This window comes from Nocardioides asiaticus (genome assembly GCF_040049175.1).
In the GTDB taxonomy this organism is placed as follows: Bacteria; Actinomycetota; Actinomycetes; order Propionibacteriales; family Nocardioidaceae; genus Nocardioides; species Nocardioides cheoyonin.
Genome location: NZ_JBDZDM010000001.1, coordinates 686,478 through 712,112, shown reverse-complemented (window position 1 = coordinate 712,112; position 25,635 = coordinate 686,478). Strand labels below are relative to the sequence as shown.

Genomic DNA, 25,635 nt, shown 5'->3' with positions numbered 1-25,635 from the left:
CATGAGAAAACTGAAGGTGGCAGGCGCCATCGCTGTCGCCGTTCTCCTGCTGACCGCGTGCGGCGGCACCGGCCAGGAGAGCTCGGGGGCGAACACCGACACCGCCGACCTGACCTACGCGGTGATCACGCACAGCTCCCCGGGTGACGCCTTCTGGGACCGGGTCAAGTCCGGCGCCGAGCGAGCTGGCAAGGACTACGGCGTGAAGGTGGAGTACTCCGCCGACCCCGACCCCGCCAAGCAGTCGCAGCTCATCGACGGCGCCGTGGCAGACAAGGTCGACGGGATCGTCGTCTCGATGGCCAACCCCGACGGGCTCGAGTCCAGCATCAAGGCCGCCGTGGCCGCGGGTGTCCCGGTGGTGACCATCAACTCCGGCTATGACCAGTGGAAGGCGTTCGGCGCGATCACCCACATCGGCCAGAGCGAGACGATCGCTGGCCAGGCCGTGGGCGAGCGGCTGAAGTCCGAGGGTCTCAAGAACGTCCTCTGCGTCATCCAGGAGGCGGGCAACATCGGGCTCGAGGAGCGCTGCAAGGCGGTCGCGCAGACCGAGGGCGGCAAGGTGACCAACCTCCAGGTCGACGGCACCGACGACAACGCGGTCCAGGCGACGATCACCTCCAAGCTGCAGTCCGACAAGTCGATCGACGGTGTCCTCACGCTTGGTGGCCAGTACGCCATCGACGCGGTCGCCGCCGTCCAGGAGTCCGGCAGCAGCGCGAAGGTCGCCACCTTCGACCTCAACGAGGACGTCATCACCGACATCAAGGAGGGCTCGATCCTCTTCGCGGTCGACCAGCAGCCCTACGTCCAGGGCTACCTCGGGGTGACGGCGCTCTACCTGAAGTCCATCAACGGCAACGACATCGGCGGCGGCCAGGCGATCAACTCCGGCCCGGCGTTCGTGACGAAGGACAACGCCGACGAGGTCCTGAAGTACGCCCAGAACGGCACCCGCTGAGCCCGTAGGGGCCCGGCCGGCACGGGCCCCACCACGGCCGGTCCTCTCACAGGCACCGTCAGGCACCGAAAGGAACCCAGCTCATGGCCAGCATCACCGCCGGGGACGAGCGCCTCGGGCGTACGTCGGTCCTCGGCAGACTCATGAGGCGCCCGGAGGTCGGGGCGCTGTTCGCGGCCCTCGTGATCTTCCTGTTCTTCACGATCACGACCGACGTGTTCGCCACCGCCAGCGGCGCGAGCACGTGGCTGCGCTCGGCATCGACGATCGGCATCATGGCGGTCGCCGTGGCCCTGCTCATGATCGGCGGCGAGTTCGACCTCTCGGCCGGCGCGATGACCGGCTTCACCGGTCTCGTCGTCGGCGTACTCACCACGCACTGGGGGCTGCCGATCTGGATCGCCATCCTGATCTCGCTGCTGCTCGCCCTGGCGGTCGGGTTCCTCAACGGGGTCATGGTGATGAAGACCGGGCTGCCGAGCTTCATCGTCACCCTCGGCACCTTCTTCGTCCTCCAGGGGATCGACCTGGCCGGCACGAAGGCGATCATCGGGCAGGTGGCCATCCAGGGGATGCGGCTGGTGCCCGACTACGACCAGCCGCAGCGGGTCTTCGGATCCTCGGTCGAGATCTTCGGCGGCGCGGTCTTCGCGTCGGTGTGGTGGTGGATCGCCGTCACGGCCGTCGCGACCTGGGTGCTGCTCCGCACCCGCGTCGGCAACTGGGTCTTCGCGGTCGGCGGCGCGAAGCAGTCGGCGCGGCAGGTCGGCGTACCCGTCTTCAAGACGAAGGTCGGCCTCTTCATGACGACCGCCGGGTGCGGATGGCTGGTGGGGATGCTGCTGCTCTTCACGACCTCGACGGTGCAGAGCAACACCGGCGTCGGCCAGGAGTTCGTCTTCATCATCTGTGCCGTGGTCGGCGGGTGCCTGATGACCGGGGGCTACGGCTCGGCGATCGGGGCCGCGCTCGGCGCGCTGATCTACGGCATGGCGAACCAGGGCATCGTGTACGCCGGCTGGGACAACAACTGGCTGCGGGCCTTCCTCGGCGTGATGCTGCTGTGCGCGGTGTTGCTCAACGAATGGGTCCGCAGGCGGGCGGAGGTGTCGCGATGAGCCAGCAGGACCGGATCGAGCCGGGCGGCCGGCCCGGTGGCCAGCCGGCGGGACAGGCCGGAGAGCCGGAGCGGGTGAGCCCGACCGGGAAGCGGATCGGCAAGGTGGCGCGCGACTACGCCACCCGGCAGGCGCGGGAGGCCGCGAAGCGCGGCGCGGTGCCGGCGGCGGGGGAGGAGGGGACCACCCCGCTGCCGGCCCGCGGCACGCCGATCGTGGAGACCCGCGACATCGGCAAGAGGTACGGCAGCGTGATCGCGCTGCGCGACGTCACCACCACGGTGCGCGCCGGCGAGGTGACGTGCGTGCTGGGCGACAACGGCGCCGGCAAGTCGACGTTCATCAAGATCCTCGCGGGAGCCCACCAGCACACGGAGGGAGAGCTGCTCGTCGACTGCGTACCCACCCACTTCTCCAGCCCCCGGCAGGCCCTCGCGGCGGGGATCGCGACGGTCTACCAAGACCTCGCGGTCGTGCCGCTGATGCCGGTCTGGCGCAACTTCTTCCTCGGCTCCGAGCCGGTGAAGGGCTGGGGCCCGCTGCGGCGGATGGACATCGAGTTCATGCGGCGTACGGCGAAGACCGAGCTGGCCGCGATGGGCATCGACCTGCGCGACGTGGACCAGCCGATCGGGACCCTGTCGGGTGGCGAGCGGCAGTGCGTCGCGATCGCCCGGGCGGTCTACTTCGGGGCGCGTGTGCTGATCCTCGACGAGCCGACCGCGGCGCTCGGGGTCAAGCAGTCCGGCGTGGTGCTGCGCTACATCGCCAAGGCGCGCGAGCGCGGGCTCGCGGTCGTCTTCATCACCCACAACCCGCACCACGCCTACCCGGTCGGCGACCGGTTCCTGCTGCTGCGGCGGGGCCGGAGCATCGGCGAGTTCCCGAAGTCGGAGCTGCCGCTCGAGGAGCTCGTCGCGATGATGGCCGGCGGTGCCGAGCTGGAGTCGCTCGCCCACGAGCTGGAGCGCGACATGGGGGCCTCATCGCCCGTCGTCGCCGAGCTCAAGGCCGACGTGGAGGCGAACGGATGAGCGTCTCAACCGGTCCGAAAGGGCCGGCGGCCGCAGCGCCGCCGACGGCGTTGCTGAGGGTCGGCGTGATCGGCGCCGGCGCGATGGGGGCCGCGCACGCCCGTACGCTCGCCACCTGGGTCGGCGGTGCCCGCGTCACGCAGGTCTACGACGTGGACGTCGCCCGGGCCAAGGCCCTCGCCGAGGAGGTGGGCGCCCTCGCGGCCTCGTCGCCGGAGGCTCTGATCGCCGCGGGCGGCGCCGACTGGGCGCACGCCGTCGACGCGGTGGTCATCGCGTCCCCGGACATCACGCACGCCGACCTCGTGATCGCGGCGATCGCGGCGGGGCGGCCGGTCTTCTGCGAGAAGCCGCTCGCGGCGGACGTCGCCGGCGCCCGGCGGGTGGTCGAGGCCGAGACGGCTGCCGGGCGGCGGCTGGTGCAGGTCGGCTTCACCCGCCGCTACGACCCGGCGTTCCGCGAGCTGAAGGAGGTCGTCGACGCCGGGACGCTCGGCGAGGTGCGACTCGTCCACGCCGTACACCGCAACGCCTCCAACGCCACCAGCACCGACGACGCCACGCTCGTGACCGGGTCGATGATCCACGAGCTCGACATGGTGCCCTGGCTCGTCGGCGAGCCGGTGACGGCCGTGCGGGTCGAGTCGCCCGTCGACGGCCCCTTCCGCGACCCGCAGCTGGCGACGCTGCGCCTCGCCTCCGGGGCGCTGGCCTCGGTGGAGATCTTCGTCAACGCCCGCTACGGCTACGACGTGCAGTGCGAGGTCGTCGGTACGACGGGGAGCGTTGCGCTCCAGCCGCGCTCGACCGTGACCACCCGCGCGGCGGGCGTGGCCGGTGCGCGGGTCGGCGCCGACTTCGTCACCCACTTCGGCGACGCCTACCGGATCGAGCTGGCCGCGTGGGTCGCGGCTGCGCGCCGCGGGACCGTCGAGGGGCCGGACGCGTGGGACGGCTATCTGGCCAACCTCGCCGCCGAGGCCGGGGTGCGGTCGCTCGCCTCGGCCGGCTGGGAAGACGTCGTACTCCCGCAGCGGCCGGATCTCTACCCCGACCGTCGCTCCGAGCGCCGGAACCGGCAGTGACCAGGCCCGTCGGGCCACCCCTGACCGACCTGCTCGCCGGCAAGGCCGTGCTCGTCAGCGGCGGCACCCGGGGCGTCGGAGGAGCCGTCGCGGAGGCGGCGCTGCGCGAGGGCGCCCGGGTCGTCGTCACCGGCCGGCGGCGCGACGTCGGGGAGCGGTTCGTGACGGAGGCCGAGGAGCGGTCCACGGGAGGTGGTGAGATCCGGTTCGTGGGCTGCGACGTCGCCGACGTCGAGCAGGCACGCGCGGCCGTGGCCGGGACGGTGGCGGCGTACGGCGGCGTCGACTGCCTGGTCAACGCCGCCGGGCTCACCACCCGCGGCACCCTCCTCGACACCAGCCCCGAGCTCCTCGCACAGCACCTCGCGACCAACCTGACCGGGCCGTTCATCCTCATGCAGGAGACCGTCCGCGACCTGCTCCGCCGCGGGGTGCCGGGCACGATCGTCAACATCCTGAGCACGAGCGCCCACGGTGGGCAGCCGTACCTCGCACCGTACGTCGCCGCGAAGGCCGGCCTCGCCGCGCTCACCCGCAACGCGGCGTACGCCCACCGCTTCGACCGGATCCGGATCAACGGGCTCAACATCGGCTGGACGGAGACCGAGGGCGAGGACGCGATCCAGAGGCGCTTCCACGGCGCCGGCGACGACTGGGTCGCGCGGGCGGGCGCGCAGCTGCCGATGGGCAGGCTCGGCCAGGTCGACGAGATCGCGGACGCCGTCGTCTTCCTGCTCAGCGAGCGCAGCGGCGTGGTGACCGGCGCGCTCCTCGACTGGGACCAGACCGTGCTCGGCGCCCACGACTGAGCCGAAATCTGCTGTCGGCGAACAGAGCCGGTGAACCCGTGGAACTGTCCTCCGCTGGGGCTAAGGTCGGCGACGTGAACCAGAACTCCAGCGCCCCTCACGGCACGGCGTCCGGGTCGGAGCTCTCTCCGACGTCGGGCGGTGGAGCCGGCATCAACCTGCTCGACGACAACATCTACAACCGGCTGCTGCGGGAGCGCATCGTGTTCCTCGGCTCCGAGGTCCGCGACCAGAACGCCAACGCGATCTGCGCCCAGCTCCTGCTGCTCTCCGCGGAGGACCCCGAGGCCGACATCTTCCTCCACATCAACTCCCCCGGGGGCTCGGTGGACGCGGGGATGGCGATCTACGACACGATGAACTACATCCCCAACGACGTCGCGACAGTGGGGATGGGCCTGGCCGCCTCGATGGGCCAGTTCCTGCTGTGCGCCGGCGCGAAGGGCAAGCGCTACGCCCTGCCCCACGCGCGGATCATGATGCACCAGCCGTCGTCCGGCATGGGTGGCTCCGCGTCGGACATCAAGATCCAGGCCCAGCAGTCGCTCCACATCAAGAAGGTGCTCCTCGAGCTGATCGCCGAGCACACCGGTCAGACGGTCGACCAGGTCACCCAGGACGCCGACCGCGACCGCTGGTTCACCGCCGACGAGGCGAAGGACTACGGGCTCGTCGACGAGGTCATCAAGAGCGCCCGCGAGGCCGCCGACTCCGGCCGCCCCGCTCACACGAAGGACGAGAAATGAACTACTACATCCCGCAGTGGGAGGAGCGGACGTCCTATGGCTTCCGCCGGATCGACCCCTACGCGAAGCTCTTCGAAGAGCGGATCATCTACCTCGGCACCCCGATCAGCGACGACGTCGCCAACGCGGTCATCGCCCAGCTGCTGTGCCTGCAGTCGATGAACCCCGACCAGGACGTCAACATCTACATCAACTCCCCGGGCGGCTCGTTCACGGCGCTGACGGCGATCTACGACACGATCCAGTTCATCAAGCCGGACGTCTCGACGGTCTGCATGGGCCAGGCCGCCTCGGCCGCCGCGATCCTGCTCGCCTCCGGCACCCCGGGGAAGCGGATGGCGCTGCCCAACAGCCGGATCCTGATCCACCAGCCCTACACCGAGGGCACCTTCGGCCAGACCTCCGACATCGAGATCCAGGCCAACGAGATCCTGCGGATGCGCGAACTGCTCGAGAAGATGATCGCCGACCACAGCGGAAAGAGCATCGAGGAGGTCAGCCTCGACATCGAGCGCGACAAGATCCTCACCGCGCAGCAGGCCGTCGACTACGGCCTGATCGACACGGTGCTCGGCTCGCTCAAGACGACCCCCGCGCTCGTCTGACCCGTCCGGCCCGCCGGGTGATCCCGTGCCGGTCCCACAGCGACGGACCGGCACGGGGTACGGTCGGGGGGCTGCCAGGCCCCGCAGACCCCCACGACATCGCGGGCACAGCACGATCGATCCAAGTTGGAGGATGACCGCCCATGGCACGCATCGGTGACGGTGGCGACCTGCTGAAGTGTTCCTTCTGCGGGAAGAGTCAGAAGCAGGTCAAGAAGCTCATCGCCGGGCCAGGCGTCTACATCTGCGATGAATGCATCGACCTCTGCAACGAGATCATCGAGGAGGAGCTGAGCGAGGGCACGGAGGTCAGCCTCGACGAGCTGCCGAAGCCGAAGGAGATCTTCGAGTTCCTCAACTCCTACGTCATCGGGCAGGAGCACGCGAAGAAGTCCCTGGCCGTCGCGGTCTACAACCACTACAAGCGGGTCCAGGCGGGGCTGCAGCCGATCAGCGGCAAGCACAGCAAGGAAGAGAACGTCGAGGTCGCGAAGTCCAACATCCTCGTGATCGGGCCGACCGGCTGCGGCAAGACCTATCTCGCCCAGACCCTCGCCCGGATGCTCAACGTCCCGTTCGCGATCGCCGACGCCACCGCCCTCACCGAGGCGGGCTACGTGGGCGAGGACGTCGAGAACATCCTGCTCAAGCTCATCCAGGCGGCCGACTACGACGTCAAGAAGGCCGAGACGGGGATCATCTACATCGACGAGATCGACAAGGTCGCCCGCAAGGCGGAGAACCCCTCGATCACCCGCGACGTCTCCGGCGAGGGCGTCCAGCAGGCGCTCCTCAAGATCATCGAGGGCACGACCGCCTCGGTGCCGCCGCAGGGCGGCCGCAAGCACCCCCACCAGGAGTTCATCCAGATCGACACCACGAACATCCTGTTCATCGTGGGCGGGGCGTTCGCCGGTCTCGAGCACATCATCGAGCAGCGGGTCGGCAAGAAGACCCTCGGCTTCACCGCGGAGGTCCACAGCCACGCCGACAAGGAAGCCGACGACCTGCTCAAACTGGTCCGGCCCGAGGACCTCACGAAGTTCGGCCTGATCCCCGAGTTCATCGGCCGGCTCCCGCTCATCGCCAGCGTCAGCAAGCTCGACCAGGAGGCCCTGGTCAAGATCCTGACCGAGCCGCGCAACGCGCTCATCAAGCAGTACCAGAAGCTCTTCGAGCTCGACGGCGTCGAGCTCGAGTTCACCGAGGACGCCGTCGAGGCGGTCGCCGACAAGGCCCTCGAGCGCGGCACGGGTGCCCGCGGCCTGCGGGCGATCATCGAGGAGGTCCTCCTCCACGTGATGTACGACGTGCCCTCGCGCGGCGACGTCTCCAAGGTCATCGTCAACCGTGACGTCGTCGACGGCCAGGACGCCCCGACGCTGGTGGCGCGCGAGTCCGAGGCCAAGAAGAAGAAGTCCGCCTGACCGGTCCCGACCCGGCGCCTACCGCCTGGTAGCCCCTAGTCATCCGCCCGTAGTCACTTCGGGCCATTTTCCTCTAGCGGGCTCGCCCCGGTCCCGGTCCTCGGGAAGACTGGAGCCATTCCAATCATCCTGATCCGGGCGGGGGCAGAGTGAGGTCCGTGCAGAAGGCGCCGTTGGCAGCGTACGTCGCTGTGGTCGTCATCGGCCTGCTCGTGATCGTGCAGACCGCCAGCCACGACGCGATCGGGCTCGGCAGGGTCACGCAGTCGATCGGCAACCTGATCGGGTCGCCGACGCTCTCGCCCAACTCCGCGGAGCAGAAGCCCGGCCCCGTCTCCACCACCCCGAACGCCGTGTCGACGCCGGCAGCACCGTCCTCGGCGGTCGCGCCGCCGACCACGACCGGCCCGGCTCTCGTGCAGGGCGCAGCCGCCGGTGGAGGAACCGCTGGCGGCTCCGGCGCCGGCCAAGCCGGCGCTGCCGGCGGCGGTACGCCGTCGAACGGCGGCGGCGTCGCGGGCGGCAACGGCGGCCAGGGCAGCGCGGGCGGCTCCGGTGCCGGAGGCGCCGGCGGGGGAGGCACCAGCGCGCCGGTGCAGCCGTCCGGCTCCACGAGCTCTCAGTCCGGCAACTCGGGCTCCAGCTCGAGCCCGCAGAGCCAGGGGGAGTCGAACCCGGTCATTCCCGGGATCCCGGGACTGGGCCAGCTACCTGGGCTTCCGCAGGTGGACATCCCCGTGCCCGGCAACAACGGCAAGGGCCTGGGCAACGGGCTCGGCTCCACGAACGGCAAGGGCACCTCATCGACCGGTGAGACGGCGACGGACACCGGCAAGGACAGCAGCGGCAACGGCTACGGCAACGGGCTGGGCAACCTGCTGGGAAGCACGCTCGGCAGCGCGTCGGGCAGCAAGGTCAGCCTCACTGCGCTCGTCGCCGGGGTGCCGACCACGTTCGGCTTCCTGACGGTGGTGTCGGAGGAGTCGGTGTCGGGGGACTCGGTGTCGGGGGAGTCGGTGTCGCAGGAGCCCGCGTCGGAGACGTCAGCGGTCCCCGGCGACGAGGACGGGTCCACCTCGACGGAGCCGTCGGGGGCGCCCGCGGCGGCCCCGAGCGCCACGAAGGGGTCGAGCCGATCGGCGAAGTGGGGGGAGAGGTCGGCAGAGTCGTCGACCGGGACATCCACCGGGACGAAGAGCTGGACCGCGCCGAGCGGGCACCAGCACTCGTGGACGACCCACACCACCGGAGCCGGCGCGACCACGTCGCCGGTGCGCAGCAGCCACACGAGCGCACCCCCGAAGACCCATCACACGACGGCCCACTCGAGCGGCCACGCCACGAGGCACTCAGCCGGGCACGCCGTCGGGCACACCGCGGGCACCACGGTCGAGAACACCGCGAAGCAGGCGACCAAGCAGACGACCAAGCACGCTGGGCACACGGTCCAGCACACGGCGAAGCACACGAGCAGCGCGTCGACCGGGGCCGCCAGGAGCGACCAGGGCACGAAGCCGACGTGGAGCTGGCCCTGGACCGGGTCCACGGAGAAGCAGTCGGCCGGCTGGTCGAAGCACGGGAGCGGAGCCACGAGCACCCGCTCCGGATGGAGCCGCAGCGGGGGCAACGCCGGCAGGTCCCACGGCAGCCACGCGAAGCAGCGCACGAGCCAGTGGTCGGGCGGGTCGCGCACCCACTCGCACCGTTGGCCCTGGTGAGTCACCAGGCCCGGACACGACGAAGGCTCCGACCTCATGGTCGGAGCCTTCGCTCATGGAGGGGCGGATGCCGCTCGGCTCACTCCTCGCTCTGCGCCAGCTCCGCGGTGACGGTCAGCCCGGTCGCCTCGGGGTCGACGGTGAAGACCAGGTCGCCCAGGACGTTGCCGCTGCGCCGCAGGTCGTCGGCGGCCGACTCGGCGTCCCTGACGAGCTTCTCGGGTCCGGTGACCTCGGCCCGGGCGAGCGGCGTACGCATCTTGACCTTGGCGTTCGACTTCACGCCGCGGATGCCGGAGAGCGCCGCGGCGACCGCGTCCAGCGCCGTCGGGTCGGCGGCCGCCGCCGAGCCGAGATCGAGCTCGCACGGCCAGGCGGCGCGGTGGATCGAGCTTCCCCCGGCGTTGGCAGAGTGCCACCAGGACCAGACCTCCTCGGTGACGTACGGGAGGAAGGGCGCGAGGAGGCGGAGCTGTGCGTGCAGGGCGATCGCGAGCGTCGCGCGCGCGGACGCGGTGGCCGAGCCGCCGTGCTCGTCGTAGGCGCGCTCCTTGACCAGCTCGAGGTAGTCGTCGCAGAACTCCCAGAAGAACTTCTCGGTCGTCTCGAGCGCGGTCGTGTAGTCGTAGGCGTCGAACGCGTCGGTGGCCTTCGTGATGACATCCTTGAGCCGGGCGAGCAGGGTGCAGTCGACCGGCTCGGCGACCTCGAACGCGTTGAGCTCGGTGGCGCCGACGCCGCCGAGGACGAACTTCGAGGCGTTGAGGACCTTCATCGCCAGCCGGCGGCCGACCTTCATCTGGGTCTCGTCGAACGGCGAGTCCAGGCCGGGCCGGGCCATCGCCGCGCGCCAGCGGACCGCGTCGGCGCCGAACTTCGCCAGGACGTCGTCGGGGACGACGACGTTGCCCTTCGACTTCGACATCTTCTTGCGGTCGGGGTCGAGGATCCAGCCCGAGATCATGGCATGACGCCACGGCACCGTGCCGTTCTCGAAGTGCGCGCGGACCACGCGGCTGAACAGCCAGGTGCGGATGATGTCGTGGGCCTGCGTGCACAGGTCCATCGGGAAGACCCGGCCGAACAGGTCGTCGTCGGAGCCCCAGCCACCAGCGATCTGCGGGGTGAGCGACGAGGTCGCCCAGGTGTCCATCACGTCGGGATCGCCGATGAAGCCGCCCGGCTTGCCCCGCTGCTCGCTGTCGTAGCCGGCCGGGACGTCGGTCGACGGGTCGATCGGAAGGTCGGCCTCGGTGGGCAGGAGCGGCTGGCTGTAGTCCGGCTCGCCGTCCTCGTCGAGGGGGTACCAGACCGGGAACGGGATGCCGAAGAACCGCTGCCGCGAGATCAGCCAGTCGCCGTTGAGACCGCCCACCCAGTTGTCGTAGCGGTGCCGCATGTGCTCAGGCGTCCAGTCGATCTCGGCGCCGCGCGCGGTCAACGCGTCGCGGAGGCCGGCGTCGCGGCCGCCGTTCGTGATGTACCACTGCCGGGTGGCGACGATCTCGAGCGGCTTGTCGCCCTTCTCGTAGAAGTTCGCCATCCGCTGCGTCGGCCTCGGCTCTCCGTCGAGGTCGCCGGACTCGCGGAGCTTCGCGACCATCGCCTCGCGGGCGGAGTGGACGGTCTTCCCCTTGAGCTCGTCGTACGCCGCCGCGGCGGTCTCCGAGGAGAGCCACTCCGGCGTCTCGCGGCTGAACCGCCCGTCGCGACCGATGAGAGTGCGGACGGGGAGCTGCAGCTCGCGCCACCACTGGACGTCGGTGAGGTCGCCGAAGGTGCAGCACATCGCGATGCCGGCGCCCTTGTCGGGCTCGGCGGCGGGGTGGGCGAGGACCGGGATCTCGACGCCGAAGACGGGGCTGGTGACGGTCGTGCCGAACAGCGGCTGGTAGCGCTCGTCGTCGGGGTGGGCGATCAGCGCGACCGCGCTCGCGATCAGCTCCGGCCGGGTGGTCTCGACGTAGACGGGGCTGACTTCGCCCCCCTCCTTAGACACAGTGTGGTAGGCGACCCGGTGGAAGGCGCCGGGGTACTCGCGGGCCTCGAGCTCGGCCTGCGCGACGGCGGTCTGGAAGGTGACGTCCCAGAGGGTCGGCGCCTCCTGTAGGTAGGCCTCACCGCGGTGGAGGTTGCGCAGGAAGGCGCGCTGGCTGACCTCCCGGGCCTTCCGGCCGACGGTGGTGTAGTGCTGCGACCAGTCGACCGAGAGACCGAGCGTGCGCCACAGCTGCTCGAAGACCTCCTCGTCCTGCTCGACGAGCTGCTCGCACAGCGCGATGAAGTTCGGCCGACTGACCGGGATCTGCTTCTTCGGGTCGGCCCCCTTCGATTTGCTCAGCTCCGGCGGGGTGAAGTCCGGGTCGTACGGCAGGCTCGGGTCGCAGCGGACGCCGAAGTAGTTCTGGACGCGGCGCTCCGTCGGCAGCCCGTTGTCGTCCCACCCCATCGGGTAGAAGATCGTCTTCCCGCGCATCCGGTGGTAGCGGGCGATGACGTCGGGGTGCGTGTAGGAGAAGACGTGGCCGACGTGCAGGCTGCCGGAGACGGTCGGCGGCGGCGTGTCGATGGCGTAGACGTTCTCGCGCGGCTGGGTCCGGTCGAAGGCGTAGGTGCCGTCGGCCTTCCATCGCTCCGACCACTTGGCCTCGAGGCCCTCGAGCGCCGGCTTCTCGGGTACGACGACGGCGCGCTGCTGCTGGTCAGCGGGCTGCGCGGCGGTCGCCGTCTCCGGGGTCCCCTGGTCGGGGGCAGGGCTCTGGGTCTCGGTCATGGTTGAAATCCTAGGGCTGAGGGTTCACGCGCGCGAAACCGGTTGATCACCTGGACGCAGCGCGGTCAGGCTCCGTGCATGACCACGTCTGCACGGGACACCGACCTCGCCGTCGAGTTCTTCACCGATCCGGCGTCCTTCCTGTCCGCCGCCGGACCCCACCTGGCGGCGGCGCCCGTGGTGACGAACGTGGTGGCGACCATCGCGTCCCGAGCCGCGCGGACCGGGCCGCAGGGCGCGCCGTACGAGTGGTACGCCACCGCCGCGAACGGCGGCGAGGTCGTCGGCGTCGCGATGCGGACCGCGCCGTTCGCGCCGTACCCACTCTATGTCTCCCCGACGCCCGACGACGCCGCGCGGCTGCTCGCCCGTGCGCTGCACGAGCGCGGGGAGCACCCGGGCGGCTCCAACGGGTCGCTGCCCGCGGCGCGGGTCGTAGCCGAGGAGAGCGTCCGGCTGTGGGGCGGCCGGGTCGAGGTGGCCATGCACAGCCGGCTGTGGGAGCTCGGCGAGCTCGTCGTCCCTTCCGGGGCCGCCGGCGCGCCGCGGCCCGCGACGTACGACGACGCGGAGCTGTGCCACGACTGGTACAACGACTTCGGCCGCGCCGCCCGGGAACAGGCCGGGAACTCCGAGAGCGCCCAGGGCTCGCCGCACGAGAGCCTCGAGGACATCCGCCGGCGGATCGACGACGGTCGCATCCTCCTCTGGGAGCGCGACGGCGAGGTCGTCCACCTGACCGGCTTCAACCCGCCGGCGTACGGCGTCGCGCGGATCGGGCCGGTCTACACCCCGGACGAGCACCGCGGCCGCGGCTACGCGAGCGCCGCGGTGGCCGAGGCCAGCCGTCGTCTGCTGGCACTGGGCGCCCGGGTCTGCCTGTTCACCGACCGGGGCAACCCGGTCTCCAACCACGTCTACGCCAAGCTCGGCTTCCGTCCGCTGGTCGACACCGCCAACCACACCGTCGTGTCCTAGCAGAGACTCCGATCCGAGGTGATCCAGCCGGCCTCGGTGCGGATCACCCGGTGCCAGCAGGCCCCGGGCGACCTGTCGGTGAAGTCCTGCTGCGACCAGCCGGTCGCCTTCCGCTCGGCGCGCGGGACCAGGTAGTTCCAGTCCGCCGAGCCGGTGTAGACGTGCCGCCAGCTCGATGGCAGCTGCGCCTTCTGAGTGCCCTCGTCGGTCAGCGTCATCGTCGTGGAGATGTCACCCGCGTCGGTGTAGGTGAGGGCACCGTCGAGGCCGTAGGAGTAGTCCCAGCGCTGCACCGGGGCGACGGCGGCGCTGCTGGCCCGCCCGGTCGCCTGCGTACGGACCGTGCCGGCGTCCTCGAAGGTGGCCTGCTCGTCGTCGGCGTACTCGCCGTCGGACCACTGGTGGTGCACCGTCTCGGTGACCGTGCGGGTCACGGTCGTGGTCACCCTGCCGTGGCTGGTCTGCACCCAGCCCTCGGTCGTCAGCGAGTGACGCCCGGCGAGGTCGGCGGTGTGGTCGCCGTCCTCGGCGGTCCCGACGGTGTTGTCGACGACCGGTGCGGTCGACTGCGAGGAGACGAGCGCCCCGGCGACGTGGTCGGAGCCGGCGTCCTGCCACAGCCGGAAGCCGGTCGGGACGTCCCAGCCGTCGCCCTGCGCCCCGTCGACCTTGATCTGCACCCGGTGCGGCTCGCCGTCGGTCAGCTCGCCGACGAACGGCGTCAGGTCGACGGTGGCGGGCGCGATGTCGAGCGCCCGCGGTGCGGGCAGGGTCGCCCACAGGTACGGGTTCGACCAGCCGCCGGTGTAGATGTGCGGGTACGGCGTCGCCACGCCGGCGAGGGTGCCGTCGACGTACACCTGGACCTCACGCCATGGGCCGGACTCGCCGCCCTTGCAGGAGTAGTCGTCAGGGGAGGCGGACGGTGTGACGGTGTACCAGAACTCCTCGCACCCGCCGCCGGAGCCGGTCTCGTAGACGTCGGCGAGGAGCCGCTCGGTGTTCGCGGGCACGGTGAGCGTTCCGGTCGTCGCGCCGCCGGAGGTGGTGGTGTCGGCGAGAGGGACGACGTCGTCTGCGGTCTCCGCGGCCGGCCAGGCCTCGGACGTCGTGTAGAAGGTCAGGTCCACGGTCATGTCGAGGACGCCGGTGTAGGTGTCGTTGACGACGTTCCCCAGGAAGAACTTCACGGTCTGCGGAGAGCGCAGCAGCGCGGCGTAGGGCGTCAGGTCCTTCTCGACCGTCCACTCGATCCCGTCGGCCGACGGCTCCGGGGTGGAGAACTTCAGGACCGGCACGTCGCCGATGCTCATCCAGCCGAGCCGGTCGTACTGCACCCCCTTCACCGACCCGTGCATCGTCAGCACGACCTTGCTCCACGGACCCGCGCACCCCGCCGGGACGGCGTAGGCGTGGGTGTAGACGTCGAAGTCGTCGAAGCCGTGGTCGACGACGCGCTCGGTGCAGCTGCGGGTGTCGGGCTTCGAGACCGGCTTGTCAGCGGTGGTCGGGTCGTCGTGGTCGGTGCCGAAGACGGGTGTGTCAGCGGCGGAGACCGGACCGGCCACGACGACGGGTACGACGGCCAGGGCGAGCAGGGCGGCGACGGCCGCGGCTCGGCGTACGCGGGATGCGAGCAGCATCGAGGGCTCCCGAGACGAGAGGGGCGACGGGCGGTCACCCGGTGGATGGTGCGCACAACCTACTGGCAGACGGCAGCGATGGGGAGAGGCGGCGCACGCCCACCTAGACTCGACCCTGCGATGACCGAGACTCCCACCCCCCGCCTCGCGCAGACGTTCGCCGAGGCCGAGGACGCCCTCCTCTCCCGTTGGCCCGAGACCAAGCTCGAGCCCTCCCTGGACCGCATCAGGGCGTTCACCGAGCTGCTGGGGGACCCCCAGCACGCCTACCAGGTCGTGCACCTGACCGGCACCAACGGCAAGACCTCGACCAGCCGGATGATCGACACGCTGCTGCGCGCGCTCGACCTGCGCACCGGCCGGTTCACCAGCCCGCACGTCGAGAAGATGAGCGAGCGGATCTCGGTCGACGGCGAGCCGCTCTCCGACGAGGAGTTCGTGGCCGCGTTCAACGACGTCGCGCCCTACACCCACCTCGTCGACGAGGACCAGCCGTTCCCGCTGTCGTTCTTCGAGGCCGTGGTCGGGATGGCGTACGCCAAGTTCGCCGAGGCCCCCGTCGACGTCGCGATCGTCGAGGTCGGCATGGGCGGCGCGTGGGACGCGACCAACGTCGCCGACGGCAAGGTCGCGGTCATCACGCCGATCGCGGTGGACCACGAGAAGTACCTCGGCGGCTCGCCCGCCGTCATCGCGCGGGAGAAGGCCGGCATCATCAAGCCCGGCGCGGTCGCCGTCGTCGCCGAGCAGCAGCCCGAGGTCGACGAGGTCATCGCCGAGCGAGCGGTCGAGGTCGGCGCGACGGTCGTGCGGGAGGGCGAGGACTTCGCCGTGGTCTCGCGTACGCCGGCCGTGGGCGGGCAGGTGGTCACGGTGCGCACCCCCCGGGCGACGTACGACGACGTGTTCGTCCCCCTCTACGGCGCCCATCAGGCGGAGAACGCCGCCGTCGCCCTCGCGGCGGTCGAGGCTCTGCTCGACCGCCCGCTCGGGGCGGACCTGGCGCGCGACGCGTTCGCGACGGTCACCTCGCCGGGTCGGCTGGAGATCGTGCGCAGCTCGCCGACGATCCTGCTCGACGCGGCCCACAACCCGCACGGCGCGGAGGCGGCCGCGGCCGCGCTCGAGGACTCCTTCTCGTTCTCGTCGGTCATCGGCGTGATGGGGGTGATGGCCGACAAGGACGCCGAGGGCGTGCTGGCCGCCTTCGAGCCGCACCTCGAGCACCTCGTCGTCACCCAGAACTCCACGGAGCGCGCCATGCCCGCCGTCGAGCTCGGCCGGGTGGCCGTCGAGATCTTCGGCGAGGACCGGGTCACCGTCGTGCCCCGCCTCGCCGACGCCATCGACGCCGCCGCCGCGCTCGCGGAGTCCGACGGGTCCGGCTCGATCAGCGGTGGCGCCGTGCTCGTCACCGGCTCGGTCGTCACCGTCGGCGAGGCCCGCACGCTGCTGGCCCGGAAGGCCCGCCATGGCCAGTGAGCGCGAGAAGTCGCCGCGGCGCGGGATGTGCGCGGCGGTGCTCACCCTGGAGGCGATCGTCCTCGGCCTGACGAGCCCGGTCCTGATCGCCATCGCCGACGTCCCCGCGGCCGCGTCGCTGACGATCGGGCTCGGCCTGTGCGTGGTCTGCATCGTGCTCGCCGGCCTGCTCCGCCGTCCGTGGGCCTACTGGGCCGGGTGGCTCGTCCAGGCCGCCGCGATCGCGCTGGGGGTGGCGATCCCGCTGATGTACCTGCTCGGCGCGATCTTCGCGCTCCTGTGGGGGCTCGCCGACGGGCTGGGCCGCAAGATCGATCGCGAGCGGGCGGCCGCCTTCGCGGCGTACGACCGGATGACGCAGCAGCAGCAGCCCTGACCCCTCCTCACAGGGCGCCGGTGACCGCCGCCAGCGCCCCGTCGAGCTCCTCGTCGGTGACGCCGCCGAAGCCGATGACGAGGCCGGTGAGCCCGCTGGAGCGGGAGTAGGAGCTGAGCAGGTTCAGCTCGAAGCCCGCGGCCCGCGCGGCGTCCCGGGCTCGCACGGCGTCGGGCTCGGGCAGGAGCCAGGTGGAGTACATCCCGGCGAGCGGACCGGCGAGGGTGGCGTACGGCGCCATCGCCTCGGCCACCCGCGGGGCCCGCTCGGCGTAGACCCGGCGCGCCGCCCGCACGACCTTGTCGACCCAGCCGTCGCGCAGCAGCGTGAGCAGCGCCCGCTGGGAGGGCCACGCGGCCCCGGCGTGGGTGATCGCGCGGCGCTCCACGACCGCGTCGAGGAGCGGGGCCGGCGGCACCAGCCAGCCGAGCCGGAGGGTCGGGACGACCGACTTGGCGGCGGTGCCGACGTAGGCCACCCGGTCGGCGGCGCCGCCGCCGGGACCGCCGCGGTCGAGCGTCGCAAGTGCGGGCACCGGTGCGACGTCGTACCTGAACTCGGAGTCGTAGTCGTCCTCGACCACGATCGCCCCGGCGGTGCCGGCGGCGTCGAGCAGCGTGAGCCGGTCCGCGGCCGGCATGACCCGGCCGAGCGGGTGCTGGTGCGCCGGCGTGACGTACGCCGCCACCGACCCGGCCAGGGAGGTGACCGGCGCCAGCGCGGGCAGGTCGACGACCTCCCTCCCGAACGTGCGGACCGTCTCGACGGCGGCGCGGTAGCCGGGGTCCTCCACGGCCACCGGGCCGGGCGGCAGCTCGGGGAGGAGCTGGCGGAGGGCGTCGGTGGTGCCGGCGGTCACGACGATCTCGTCGGGATCGAGGTCGAGGCCGCGGGTGCGGGCGAGCCGCTCGGCGAGGGCGGTGCGGAGCGCGGGAAGGCCGCGCGGGTCGTCGTACCCCCGCGGCGGCGCTGCCGCCGACACCTCCCGCCATGCCCGTCGCCAGCCGCGCGCCCAGCGCGGGTCCTGCCGAGGATCGACCCACGGCGTGCCGGTGTCGAGACGCACCAGCCGCCGGCCCTCGGCGGTGCGCCGACGGCGCGGCGCGGGGGTGCCGGCGGGACCCGGCGGCACCCCGACGTACGTGCCGCTGCCGCGCCTGGTCTCGAGCCAGCCCTCGGCAAGGAGCTGCTCGTAGGCCTGCTCGGTGACCGAGCGGGAGACGCCGAGGTCGGTCGCGAGCGCGCGTGAGGAGGGCAGCCGGTCACCGCGGACGAGAGTGCCGCGGACGACGATGTCGCGGACCTGTGCCGCGAGCTGCACCGGCAGCGGGTCGGGGGAGCGGCGGTCGAGCCGCAGCGGGAGCTCGGGCAAGTGTCCTGTCGCAATCGATCGGCATTGGCCCGTGCGTGCAGGCCACTTCCCCGCCACGATAGACCCATGATCAGGCTCTCGCCCACGCCTCGCACGACGCTCACCCGGGAGAGGCACCGCGCCGTGACCGACCGCGCGCGGCTGCACGCCCTCCTCGCCGACGGGCTGGTCGCGCACCTCGGCGTCGTCGCCGACGGGCACCCGGTCGTGCTGCCGACTGCGTACGGCGTGGACCTCGAGGGCCCGGACGAGGGCGGGACGCTCTACCTGCACGGCTCGGTGGCCGCCGGCTGGCTGACGCGGGCGCTGGAGCACGAGGTCTGCGTCACCGTGACCGAGCTCGACGGCCTGGTGACCGCCCGGTCCGGGTTCCACCACTCGATGAACTACCGCAGCGCCGTGGTGATCGGCCGGGTCCGCCGCGTCGAGGACGACGCCGAGCGGTCCCACGCGCTCGACCTGATCGTGGACCAGATGGTGCCCGGCCGGGCCGTCACGCTGCGCCCGCCCACGCGCAAGGAGCTGGCCGCGACCGTCGTCCTCGCACTGCCGCTGGCGGAGGCGTCGATGAAGGAGCGCGCCGGCGGCCCGAGGGACGATCCGGAGGACGTCGAGGCCGGCGTCTGGGGCGGCCACGTCCCCCTGCGCCGCGTCGCCGGCACGCCGGTGAGCAGCGCCGACTCCCACGACGACGTGCCGGCCGACGTCGTACGCCGGGCGGCGGGGCTGGCCTGATGTACGTCCCGCACTTCAACGCCGTCGACGAGGCTGAAGCTCGCGCGATGGTCGCGTCGTACGCCGTCGGCGAGCTGGTCACGACCGGACCCGACGGCTACCCGCTGGCCACGCTGCTGCCGGTCGTCTGGGAGGGCGACACGGTGATCGCCCACTTCGCGCGTGCCAACCCGCACTGGAGGGCGATCGGGACCGACCGCCCGGGCACACCCGCACTGCTGGTGTGCACCGGGCCGGCGGCGTACGTCCACCCGGGCTGGTACGCCGCCAAGGCCGAGCACGGGAAGGTGGTCCCGACCTGGAACTACTCCTCGGTCCACCTCACCGGCCACGCGCGGGTCGTCCACGACCCGGTCTGGCTGCGGGACGCTGTCGAGCGGCTCACCGACGTCCACGAGGCGGGCCGACCCGACCGCTGGCGGGTGGGCGACGCGCCCGCCGACTACATCGAGAAGATGCTGAAGGGGATCGTCGGCGTCGAGCTCGCCGTCGAGCGGGTCGAGGGCAAGGCGAAGCTCTCGCAGAACCGCTCGGCCGAGGACCGCGACGGCGTGATCGCGGGCCTCGGCGACCACCCGGTGGCCGACGCGATGCGTCGGCTCTGACCCGCGGCGCGGCACCGCCCCGTCGGTCAGAGCGGGTCGAAGAGCCCCACCCTGGCGCCGTCGCGGCCGGCCAGCGCGCGCACGGCGTCGACGCCGCGTCCCGTGGTGACGGCGATCGCCGACAGCGTCGCGAGGACCGGGGCGAGGAGAGCCGACGGCACCTCGGCGACCGGGGTCAGGTCGAGGCCGTGCACGACCAGCTCGAGGGTGCGGGTGGGGAGGTAGGCGTCCAGCGTCATCCTGGCGAAGGGCGTCACCGCGTCGGCGTCCACGGGCGCCGACGCGACCGTCGCGACGGCGGCCTCGGCCAGCCGGTGGACGTGGCCGACCACGTCGTCCCCGGCCGCCTCGGCGGCCGCCCTGGCCCGGGCGGCGACCTCCGCCGGGTCGGCCCGCAGCACGATCGCGTAGTAGCCGGCGGCGTCCTCGACGTCGATCGCCGACCCGTCGGCCGGGGTGGTGTAGTCGACGACGGTCGACAGCGACCGGGCGGTATGCGCGACCAGCTCCCGCCTGCTCCACTCGCCCAGGCCGGCGCCGCCGAGCGCAGGGTCGGCCGCCGCCGCGGCATCGACCACGCCGACGTACCACTCCACCGCCGCCCGATAGTCGTCGCGGACCGTCATGTCGCCATCAGAGTCCACCGCGTCGGCCGGCGTCAACGGGCCGGGTTCGCAGCGGGGATCGAGGGTGGCTAGGGTCACCCGCATGAGCCAGCGCACCTTCGTGATCATCAAGCCCGACGCCGTACGCCGCGGCCTGGTCGGGGAGGTGCTGTCCCGCTACGAGGCCAAGGGGCTCACGATCGTCGCGATGGAGCACCGCACCATCGACGCGTCACAGGCCGACGAGCACTACGCCGAGCACGTCGAGCAGCCGTGGTACCCGCCGCTGCGCGACTTCGTCACCTCCGGCCCGCTCGTCGCGGCGATCCTCGAGGGCGACGAGGCGATCGAGGTCGTCCGGCTGATCAACGGCGCCACCGACGGCCGCAAGGCCGCGCCCGGGACCATCCGCGGCGACCTCTCCCTCTCCAACCGCGAGAACCTCGTCCACGGCTCGGACTCGCCCGAGTCGGCCGAGCGCGAGATCAAGCTCTGGTTCCCCAGCCTTTGACCCGGCCTTCGACCCAGCTCCCGATCTGGCTGCGCCGGGGCCCGCGGACCTACGCCGGCATCCGGCCGTCCCAGGCGCCGGTGGCCTACCACCGGACGCTGCCCGGCTACGCGCCGACGCCGCTCGTCGAGGTGCCGGCGGGTCCTGGCACCGGCCGGGTGCTCGTCAAGGACGAGTCGCACCGCTTCGACCTCGGCGCCTTCAAGCTCCTCGGGGCGTCGTGGGCGTGCGAGCGAGCGCTCGAGGGCCGCACCGACGTCGTACTCGTCACCGCGACCGACGGCAACCACGGCCGGGCGGTGGCCCGCTCGGCGCGGCTGCGCGGCCTGGCCGCGCGGGTCTACATGCCGCCCTCCGCCGACGTCGTCGTACGCCGCATCGAGGCGGAGGGTGCCACCCTCGTCCACGTGGACGGGAGCTACGACGACGCCGTCGCCGCAGCCGCTGCGTACGCCGAGAAGGACGCGGCCGCCGTGCTCGTCCAGGACACCGCGTGGGAGGGCTATGAGGAGATCCCGGGCTGGATCGTCGAGGGCTACGAGACCCTCTTCGTCGAGCTCGACCGACAGCTCGAGGACCAGCTCGGCACCGCTCCTGACCTGGTCGCGGTCCCGGTCGGCGTCGGCAGCCTCGCCCAGGCGGCGGTCGCCCACTACGAGTCGACCCGGACGCGACTCCTCGCCGTCGAGCCGGACACCGCCGCCTGCCTGCTGCGCAGCCTCGAGGCGGGCGGGCCGGTGAGGGTCGGGACCCCCGGGACGATCATGAACGGCCTCAACTGCGGCACGGTCAGCAGCCTCGCCTGGCCGCTCCTGCGCGACGGCCTCGACGCGGCCGTCGCCGTCACCGACGACCAGACGCGCGCGGCTATGGACGAGCTCGGCGCTGCCGGCGTCGGGTCGGGACCGAGCGGCGCCGCGGCGTACGCCGGCCTGCGGGCGGTGCTCGCCGACGACGCCGCCCGCGAGGCGATGGGGCTGGGCGAGACCTCGGTGGTCGTCGCGCTCAGCACCGAGGGCCCGCTCAGCTGAGCGGCGTCAGCCGCAGCCAGCGGGACGGGTCGACGGCGTCGGTGTAGTCACCGCCCGCCGGCCGTACCTCGAAGTGCAGGTGGCACCCGTCCGGCGCCCCGGAGTCCGACGACAGCGCGATCCGCTGGCCAGGGTGCACCCGCTCGCCGGGGTGCACGAAGACCCTTCGGGTGTGGCCGATCAGGATGTCGTGCTCGCCGCCGGGACCGCTCACCCGGATGCGGAACGGGTTGACGCCGTACGCGGGCCCCGGCGTGCCGGGGGCCGACGGGTGGAGCACCGTGCCGGTCACGGCGGAGGTCAGTGGCGTGCCACACGGCATCGCCACGTCGATGCCGTGGTGGGATCCCTCGTTGCCCGGGCAGGCCGGGTCGGGGGAGTAGTACGGCGCGGCCGTGCAGCCGAAGCCGATCATGATCCGGTGGCTGCCCGCGAACCACGGCGAGGTGTAGCGGTGCCGGTCCCGGGTGTAGAACCGCCAGCGCGGGTCCGGCTTCTCGGTCGGCGTGGGCGCTGAGGTCGTGGGCGTCGACGTCGTGGACGTCGGCGTCGGGCTGTGCGAGGCGCTGGGACTGGCGCTCGCCGAGCCCGCTGAGGCGCTCGGGCCGGGATTCGCCGAGCCCGTCGGGACGTCGACGGAGCCCGTCGAGGTGCCGCCCGACGCCCGGGGGGACGAGCCGTCGCCGCAGCCGGCGAGGACGGCCACGGCGCAGGCCGCGGCCAGGAGCAGGGCCGCTGACCTCACTTCTTGCGGAAGAGCGCCTCGATGATCTTCGTCAGGACCGAGCCGCCCGTTGACCTGCTCGTCCCGGCGCCGGTCCCGGACGCGGCCCCGGCGAGGACGCTCGAGAGCACGGTGCCGAGCGCGCCGGCGTTCTTGCCGCCGACCTTCTTCGCGATGACGCCGAGCACGATTGGCGCGAGGTAGGGGAGCAGCTTCTTGACCAGGTCGGCTCCCGCACCCGTGCCTCCGGTCGCCCCGAGCGTCCGGACCGCCTGGTCCGGGTCGCCGACGAGGTGGGTGGCGATCTTCTGCCCCTCGCTGGTGTCGACGGAGGCGGGGTCGCGCTGGGCGTGCTCGTCGAGGGCGCCGAGGAGACCGACCTGCTTCTGCGGGTCCTGGGCGTTGGCCTGCATCCCGCCGAGCAGCATGGGCACCGCGGCGTACGCCGCCTTTCTCACCTCTTGGGGGTCCTCCCCGAGCTCGGCGCTCACCTTCGCGAGGTCGAGCTGGCCGATGATCTGGTCGATGCTCACGTCGGCGTCGGACATAGCGGCAACGTAGTCCCTTCATCCACAGCCGGGGAAGGCACGCGTTTCCTACCCAGGGGCTCGGGAAGCCTGCGGACATGCCCGATCGCATGCCCCGACCCGCACCAGCAGATGCTGATCCGCTCGCCCGCGAGCCGTTCTTCGCCGCCGTCCACCGGCGCCGTCCCGACGTCGACCTCGTCGTGCTGCCGCCCGACCCCGGACCGCCCGAGAGGCGGTCGGGCGAGCCCGCCACGGCCGAGCTGCTCGCCTGCCTGGTGGCGGCCGTCGAGGGGGTCGCAGCGACGCTGGCCCCCTCCCTGCCAGACGGCGCCGGGACGCGGTCGCTCTGGGAGGCCGCCGGCCCCGCCGCCGTACGCCGCCGGCTGACGACCTCCGCCCGCGTCGACGACCCCTCCGGATGGCTCGGGGGCGTGGCCCGGACGCTGGAGGACGCCGGCTGGCAGCTGCGTACGACGAGCGGGGCGTTCGACCGGCTGGTGGCCCGGCGCCACTGCGGACCCGATGAGCCCGCGCGCGGGAGGCTCGAGCTCGTGGCCACCGCCGCACCCACCGGCGCGGTCACCGTGAGCGCCCGCAGCGTCGCGGCCGTCGTCGAGCCCCGCCGACTGGCGGTCCTGGTCGGCGAGCGGCGAGGCGGCGACGGCGACCCCGACGACGAGGGGGCGCCCTCATGACCCTCCGCGTCGACCCGGAGCGGGTGGGCACCACCGCCACCGCCTGGGACACCCGCAGCCTCGAGCTCACCGGGGCCCGGACGCTGCTGGCCGGGCTCTCCGGCGCCGGCTTCACGACCGCCGTCCGCGGACCGGCGACCGCCTTCACCACGGCCTGGGCGGGCCTCGCCCGCACGGAGGCGACAGCCGCGGAGGCGCAGGCCGACGGGCTGCGCGAGACCGCAACGCTCCTGCTCCGCGAGGACCTCGTCTCCGGTCGCAGCCTCATCGCCTTCCTGGCCCAGCTCGAGGAGACCCGATGACCACCACGGTCGTGCTCCCGCCGATGCCGGTCGCCACGCCGCCGCTGGAGGCCGACCCGGTCCGCGTCGCAGCCTACGGTCAGGGTCTGCGCACCTCGTCGGCGATCTTCGACGACCTCGGCTCGTTCGTGGCCGGCGGCGCGCGCACCTCGGGGCTGGAGGGCGTCGCCCACGACGCCTACCTGCGCGGGCTGGCGCCCCTCGGCCTCCGTGCCGATACCGAGTCGCTCGGCCTGCGCGACGTCGCCACGCTCGTCCTCGACCACAGCGACGAGCTCGCCTCGCTCCGGTCCCGCCGGACCGACCTGGTCGACTGGGCCGACCACCTGGCGGGGGCCGTCGCCTGGCTGCGGACCCGGGCGCCGAAGGTCACCGAGCCGGAGGCGGCGGCGTTCGCGCAGGAGTGCCGGACGGTGGCCGGCCGGGTGGCCGACCACGCGGAGGCGGTCCGCACCTGGATCGCCGACGTGGCGAGGGCCGAGCGCGAGATGAGCCGGGCGTTCAGCCGACTCCTCACCCCCGAGCAGGTCCGCCGGAGGTACGCCGGCCTGCCCGACCCGGCCGACACGGCGCTCGCGACCAGACCTGGCGACGGGGCGTCCGCGAGCGAGGTCCGGGCGTGGTGGGACGGCCTCACCGACGTGCAGCGCGCGGCGCTCATCGCCGCGGACCCGGAGATCATCGGCAACCTCGACGGCATCCCGGCGAGGGCCCGCGACGCGGCCAACCGGGTCACCCTCGACCGCGACCTCGCCACCCTCCCGCAGATCCCCGACGACGACCGGACCGACGCGGAGACCGACCGGCTCGCCAACGCCCTGGCCGCCGACCGGGCGCGCCGGCGGATGGCGAACGCCATCGACCCGGTCACCAACGAGCACTACGTCCCGCAGCTCTACCTCTACGACCCCGACGCCTTCGGCGGCGACGGCCGGGTCGCGATCGCGGTCGGCGACCTCGACACGGCCGACGACGTCGCGATCACGGTGCCCGGCTTCGGCACCGACGGCGGCTCGGCCTACGACCAGGCGGCGAAGGCGATCGACGTCCAGCAGGCGGCGGCCCAGGAGGGCGGCACCAGCACCGCCACGATGTTCTGGATCGGCTACGACGCCCCCGACAACCTGCCGCTCGGCGAGGGCGGCTTCGACGGGCTCGGCGTCACCCGCGAGGACCTGGCGACGTCCGGCGGCGAGCGTCTCGCCGCCACCATCGACGGGCTCGACGCGATGCGCGACCACGACGTCCACCTGACCGTCATCGGCCACAGCTACGGCTCCACGACCACCGCCCACGCGATGACCGACCACCATCCCGAGGCCGACGACGTGGTGCTCGTCGGCAGCCCCGGCGTCGGCGGCGGCACCACCGACGCCGGCGCCCTCGGGGTCGGCGCCGACCACGTCTGGGTCGGGCGCAACAGCGCGGACCCGGTCGCGACCTGGGGCGATGACGGCTGGGTGGACACCTATCTGCTCGGGGGCGGCGGTCTCGGACGCGATCCGGCCGAGGACGACTTCGGGGCCCAGCGGTTCGAGGCGGAGAGCACCACCCGCGGCCAGGGCGGGTTCTTCGGTGACCACCACAAGTACTTCGCCCACGACACCGAGTCGCTCGCCAACATCGCCCACGTCGTCAACGGGCAGTACGCCGAGGTGACCCTCGCGGGCCACGTCCACGACCCGCTCTTCGGTCCGCCGCACGACCCCGAGACCGACCGCACGCCGACCGCACCGGACACGGACGGCAGGCCGTGAGGCACGCCCT

Annotated in this window: 25 protein-coding genes; 19 read left to right on the top strand and 6 right to left on the bottom strand. The window is 72.5% G+C overall.

Annotation, left to right across the window (positions count from 1 at the left end):
- The first annotated feature begins 1 nt into the window (after window position 1).
- The 9 genes from ABLE53_RS03405 (at window position 2) to ABLE53_RS03365 (ending at window position 9,506) form a co-directional block, all read left to right on the top strand.
- The gene (locus ABLE53_RS03405; RefSeq protein ID WP_348857219.1) at window positions 2-964 is read left to right on the top strand and encodes a substrate-binding domain-containing protein; all 963 of its coding nucleotides are present in this window, start codon (window positions 2-4) and stop codon (window positions 962-964) included.
- 83 nt (window positions 965-1,047) lie between these two features.
- Window positions 1,048-2,082, top strand: coding sequence for an ABC transporter permease (locus tag ABLE53_RS03400; protein ID WP_348857218.1), 1,035 nt, complete (start codon window positions 1,048-1,050; stop codon window positions 2,080-2,082).
- Window positions 2,079-3,116, top strand: coding sequence for an ATP-binding cassette domain-containing protein (locus ABLE53_RS03395; RefSeq protein ID WP_348857217.1), 1,038 nt, complete (start codon window positions 2,079-2,081; stop codon window positions 3,114-3,116). Before ABLE53_RS03400 ends, ABLE53_RS03395 begins: the two co-directional genes overlap by 4 nt.
- Window positions 3,113-4,201, top strand: coding sequence for a Gfo/Idh/MocA family oxidoreductase (locus tag ABLE53_RS03390; protein ID WP_348857215.1), 1,089 nt, complete (start codon window positions 3,113-3,115; stop codon window positions 4,199-4,201). Before ABLE53_RS03395 ends, ABLE53_RS03390 begins: the two co-directional genes overlap by 4 nt.
- Window positions 4,198-5,010, top strand: coding sequence for an SDR family oxidoreductase (locus ABLE53_RS03385; RefSeq protein ID WP_348857213.1), 813 nt, complete (start codon window positions 4,198-4,200; stop codon window positions 5,008-5,010). The genes ABLE53_RS03390 and ABLE53_RS03385 overlap by 4 nt, the downstream gene beginning before the upstream one ends.
- 74 nt (window positions 5,011-5,084) lie before the next feature.
- Window positions 5,085-5,756, top strand: coding sequence for an ATP-dependent Clp protease proteolytic subunit (locus ABLE53_RS03380; RefSeq protein WP_425474834.1), 672 nt, complete (start codon window positions 5,085-5,087; stop codon window positions 5,754-5,756).
- Window positions 5,753-6,361, top strand: coding sequence for an ATP-dependent Clp protease proteolytic subunit (locus tag ABLE53_RS03375; protein ID WP_348857212.1), 609 nt, complete (start codon window positions 5,753-5,755; stop codon window positions 6,359-6,361). The genes ABLE53_RS03380 and ABLE53_RS03375 overlap by 4 nt, the downstream gene beginning before the upstream one ends.
- A gap of 143 nt (window positions 6,362-6,504) precedes the next feature.
- Window positions 6,505-7,788: an ATP-dependent Clp protease ATP-binding subunit ClpX gene (clpX, locus tag ABLE53_RS03370; protein WP_348857211.1), complete on the top strand. Its 1,284-nt coding sequence runs from the start codon at window positions 6,505-6,507 to the stop codon at window positions 7,786-7,788.
- 173 nt (window positions 7,789-7,961) lie between these two features.
- Window positions 7,962-9,506, top strand: a complete 1,545-nt coding sequence (locus ABLE53_RS03365; RefSeq protein WP_348857210.1) for a serine-rich family protein — start codon at window positions 7,962-7,964, stop codon at window positions 9,504-9,506.
- Window positions 9,507-9,585: 79 nt separating this feature from the next.
- On the opposite strand, the gene valS is transcribed toward ABLE53_RS03365, so the two are convergent.
- Window positions 9,586-12,279, bottom strand: coding sequence for a valine--tRNA ligase (gene valS, locus ABLE53_RS03360; RefSeq protein ID WP_348857209.1), 2,694 nt, complete (start codon window positions 12,277-12,279; stop codon window positions 9,586-9,588).
- A gap of 78 nt (window positions 12,280-12,357) precedes the next feature.
- Between valS and ABLE53_RS03355 the strand changes: the two genes are divergently transcribed.
- Complete coding sequence (locus ABLE53_RS03355; RefSeq protein WP_348857208.1) at window positions 12,358-13,257, top strand: GNAT family N-acetyltransferase; 900 nt, start codon at window positions 12,358-12,360, stop codon at window positions 13,255-13,257.
- Here ABLE53_RS03355 and ABLE53_RS03350 read toward each other — a convergent pair.
- Entirely contained in the window at window positions 13,254-14,900 is a 1,647-nt protein-coding gene (locus ABLE53_RS03350) for a peptide-N4-asparagine amidase (protein ID WP_348857207.1), read from the bottom strand. The two genes, ABLE53_RS03355 and ABLE53_RS03350, sit on opposite strands and share 4 nt — an antisense overlap.
- A 120-nt stretch (window positions 14,901-15,020) precedes the next feature.
- On the opposite strand from ABLE53_RS03350, the gene ABLE53_RS03345 reads away from it, so the two are divergent.
- Window positions 15,021-16,382, top strand: coding sequence for a bifunctional folylpolyglutamate synthase/dihydrofolate synthase (locus ABLE53_RS03345; RefSeq protein WP_348857206.1), 1,362 nt, complete (start codon window positions 15,021-15,023; stop codon window positions 16,380-16,382).
- The gene (locus ABLE53_RS03340) at window positions 16,372-16,758 is read left to right on the top strand and encodes a DUF4233 domain-containing protein (protein WP_348857205.1); all 387 of its coding nucleotides are present in this window, start codon (window positions 16,372-16,374) and stop codon (window positions 16,756-16,758) included. The genes ABLE53_RS03345 and ABLE53_RS03340 overlap by 11 nt, the downstream gene beginning before the upstream one ends.
- A gap of 7 nt (window positions 16,759-16,765) precedes the next feature.
- Here ABLE53_RS03340 and ABLE53_RS03335 read toward each other — a convergent pair whose 3' ends face one another.
- The gene (locus ABLE53_RS03335) at window positions 16,766-18,130 is read right to left on the bottom strand and encodes an aminotransferase-like domain-containing protein (RefSeq protein WP_348857204.1); all 1,365 of its coding nucleotides are present in this window, start codon (window positions 18,128-18,130) and stop codon (window positions 16,766-16,768) included.
- A 66-nt stretch (window positions 18,131-18,196) separates the two neighbouring features.
- Between ABLE53_RS03335 and ABLE53_RS03330 the strand changes: the two genes are divergently transcribed.
- Complete coding sequence (locus tag ABLE53_RS03330) at window positions 18,197-18,865, top strand: pyridoxamine 5'-phosphate oxidase family protein (RefSeq protein WP_348857202.1); 669 nt, start codon at window positions 18,197-18,199, stop codon at window positions 18,863-18,865.
- Window positions 18,865-19,470, top strand: a complete 606-nt coding sequence (locus ABLE53_RS03325) for an FMN-binding negative transcriptional regulator (protein WP_348857201.1) — start codon at window positions 18,865-18,867, stop codon at window positions 19,468-19,470. The genes ABLE53_RS03330 and ABLE53_RS03325 overlap by 1 nt, the downstream gene beginning before the upstream one ends.
- A 26-nt stretch (window positions 19,471-19,496) precedes the next feature.
- Here the strand turns inward: ABLE53_RS03325 and ABLE53_RS03320 are convergent, their stop codons facing one another.
- Complete coding sequence (locus ABLE53_RS03320) at window positions 19,497-20,096, bottom strand: maleylpyruvate isomerase N-terminal domain-containing protein (RefSeq protein WP_348857200.1); 600 nt, start codon at window positions 20,094-20,096, stop codon at window positions 19,497-19,499.
- An 82-nt stretch (window positions 20,097-20,178) separates the two neighbouring features.
- Between ABLE53_RS03320 and ndk the strand changes: the two genes are divergently transcribed.
- Together ndk and ABLE53_RS03310 are read left to right on the top strand one after the other, a co-directional pair.
- Window positions 20,179-20,586: a nucleoside-diphosphate kinase gene (gene ndk, locus ABLE53_RS03315; RefSeq protein ID WP_348857199.1), complete on the top strand. Its 408-nt coding sequence runs from the start codon at window positions 20,179-20,181 to the stop codon at window positions 20,584-20,586.
- Window positions 20,583-21,617, top strand: a complete 1,035-nt coding sequence (locus ABLE53_RS03310) for a pyridoxal-phosphate dependent enzyme (RefSeq protein ID WP_348857198.1) — start codon at window positions 20,583-20,585, stop codon at window positions 21,615-21,617. Before ndk ends, ABLE53_RS03310 begins: the two co-directional genes overlap by 4 nt.
- Here ABLE53_RS03310 and ABLE53_RS03305 read toward each other — a convergent pair.
- Window positions 21,610-22,362 carry a M23 family metallopeptidase gene (locus ABLE53_RS03305; RefSeq protein ID WP_348857197.1) on the bottom strand — a complete coding sequence of 251 codons (753 nt, stop codon included), beginning with the start codon at window positions 22,360-22,362 and terminating at the stop codon, window positions 21,610-21,612. The two genes, ABLE53_RS03310 and ABLE53_RS03305, sit on opposite strands and share 8 nt — an antisense overlap.
- Window positions 22,359-22,889 carry a DUF937 domain-containing protein gene (locus ABLE53_RS03300; protein ID WP_348857196.1) on the bottom strand — a complete coding sequence of 177 codons (531 nt, stop codon included), beginning with the start codon at window positions 22,887-22,889 and terminating at the stop codon, window positions 22,359-22,361. The genes ABLE53_RS03305 and ABLE53_RS03300 overlap by 4 nt, the downstream gene beginning before the upstream one ends.
- Before the next feature lie 77 nt (window positions 22,890-22,966).
- On the opposite strand from ABLE53_RS03300, the gene ABLE53_RS03295 reads away from it, so the two are divergent.
- Genes ABLE53_RS03295 through ABLE53_RS03285 form a run of 3 tightly spaced genes read left to right on the top strand, consistent with a single transcriptional unit; the run spans window position 22,967 to window position 25,625 of the window.
- Window positions 22,967-23,566, top strand: a complete 600-nt coding sequence (locus ABLE53_RS03295) for a hypothetical protein (protein WP_348857194.1) — start codon at window positions 22,967-22,969, stop codon at window positions 23,564-23,566.
- On the top strand, window positions 23,563-23,868 hold the full coding sequence (locus ABLE53_RS03290) for a hypothetical protein (RefSeq protein WP_348857193.1): 306 nt from the start codon (window positions 23,563-23,565) through the stop codon (window positions 23,866-23,868). The genes ABLE53_RS03295 and ABLE53_RS03290 overlap by 4 nt, the downstream gene beginning before the upstream one ends.
- Window positions 23,865-25,625: an alpha/beta hydrolase gene (locus ABLE53_RS03285; protein ID WP_348857192.1), complete on the top strand. Its 1,761-nt coding sequence runs from the start codon at window positions 23,865-23,867 to the stop codon at window positions 25,623-25,625. The genes ABLE53_RS03290 and ABLE53_RS03285 overlap by 4 nt, the downstream gene beginning before the upstream one ends.
- Window positions 25,626-25,635: the final 10 nt, after the last annotated feature.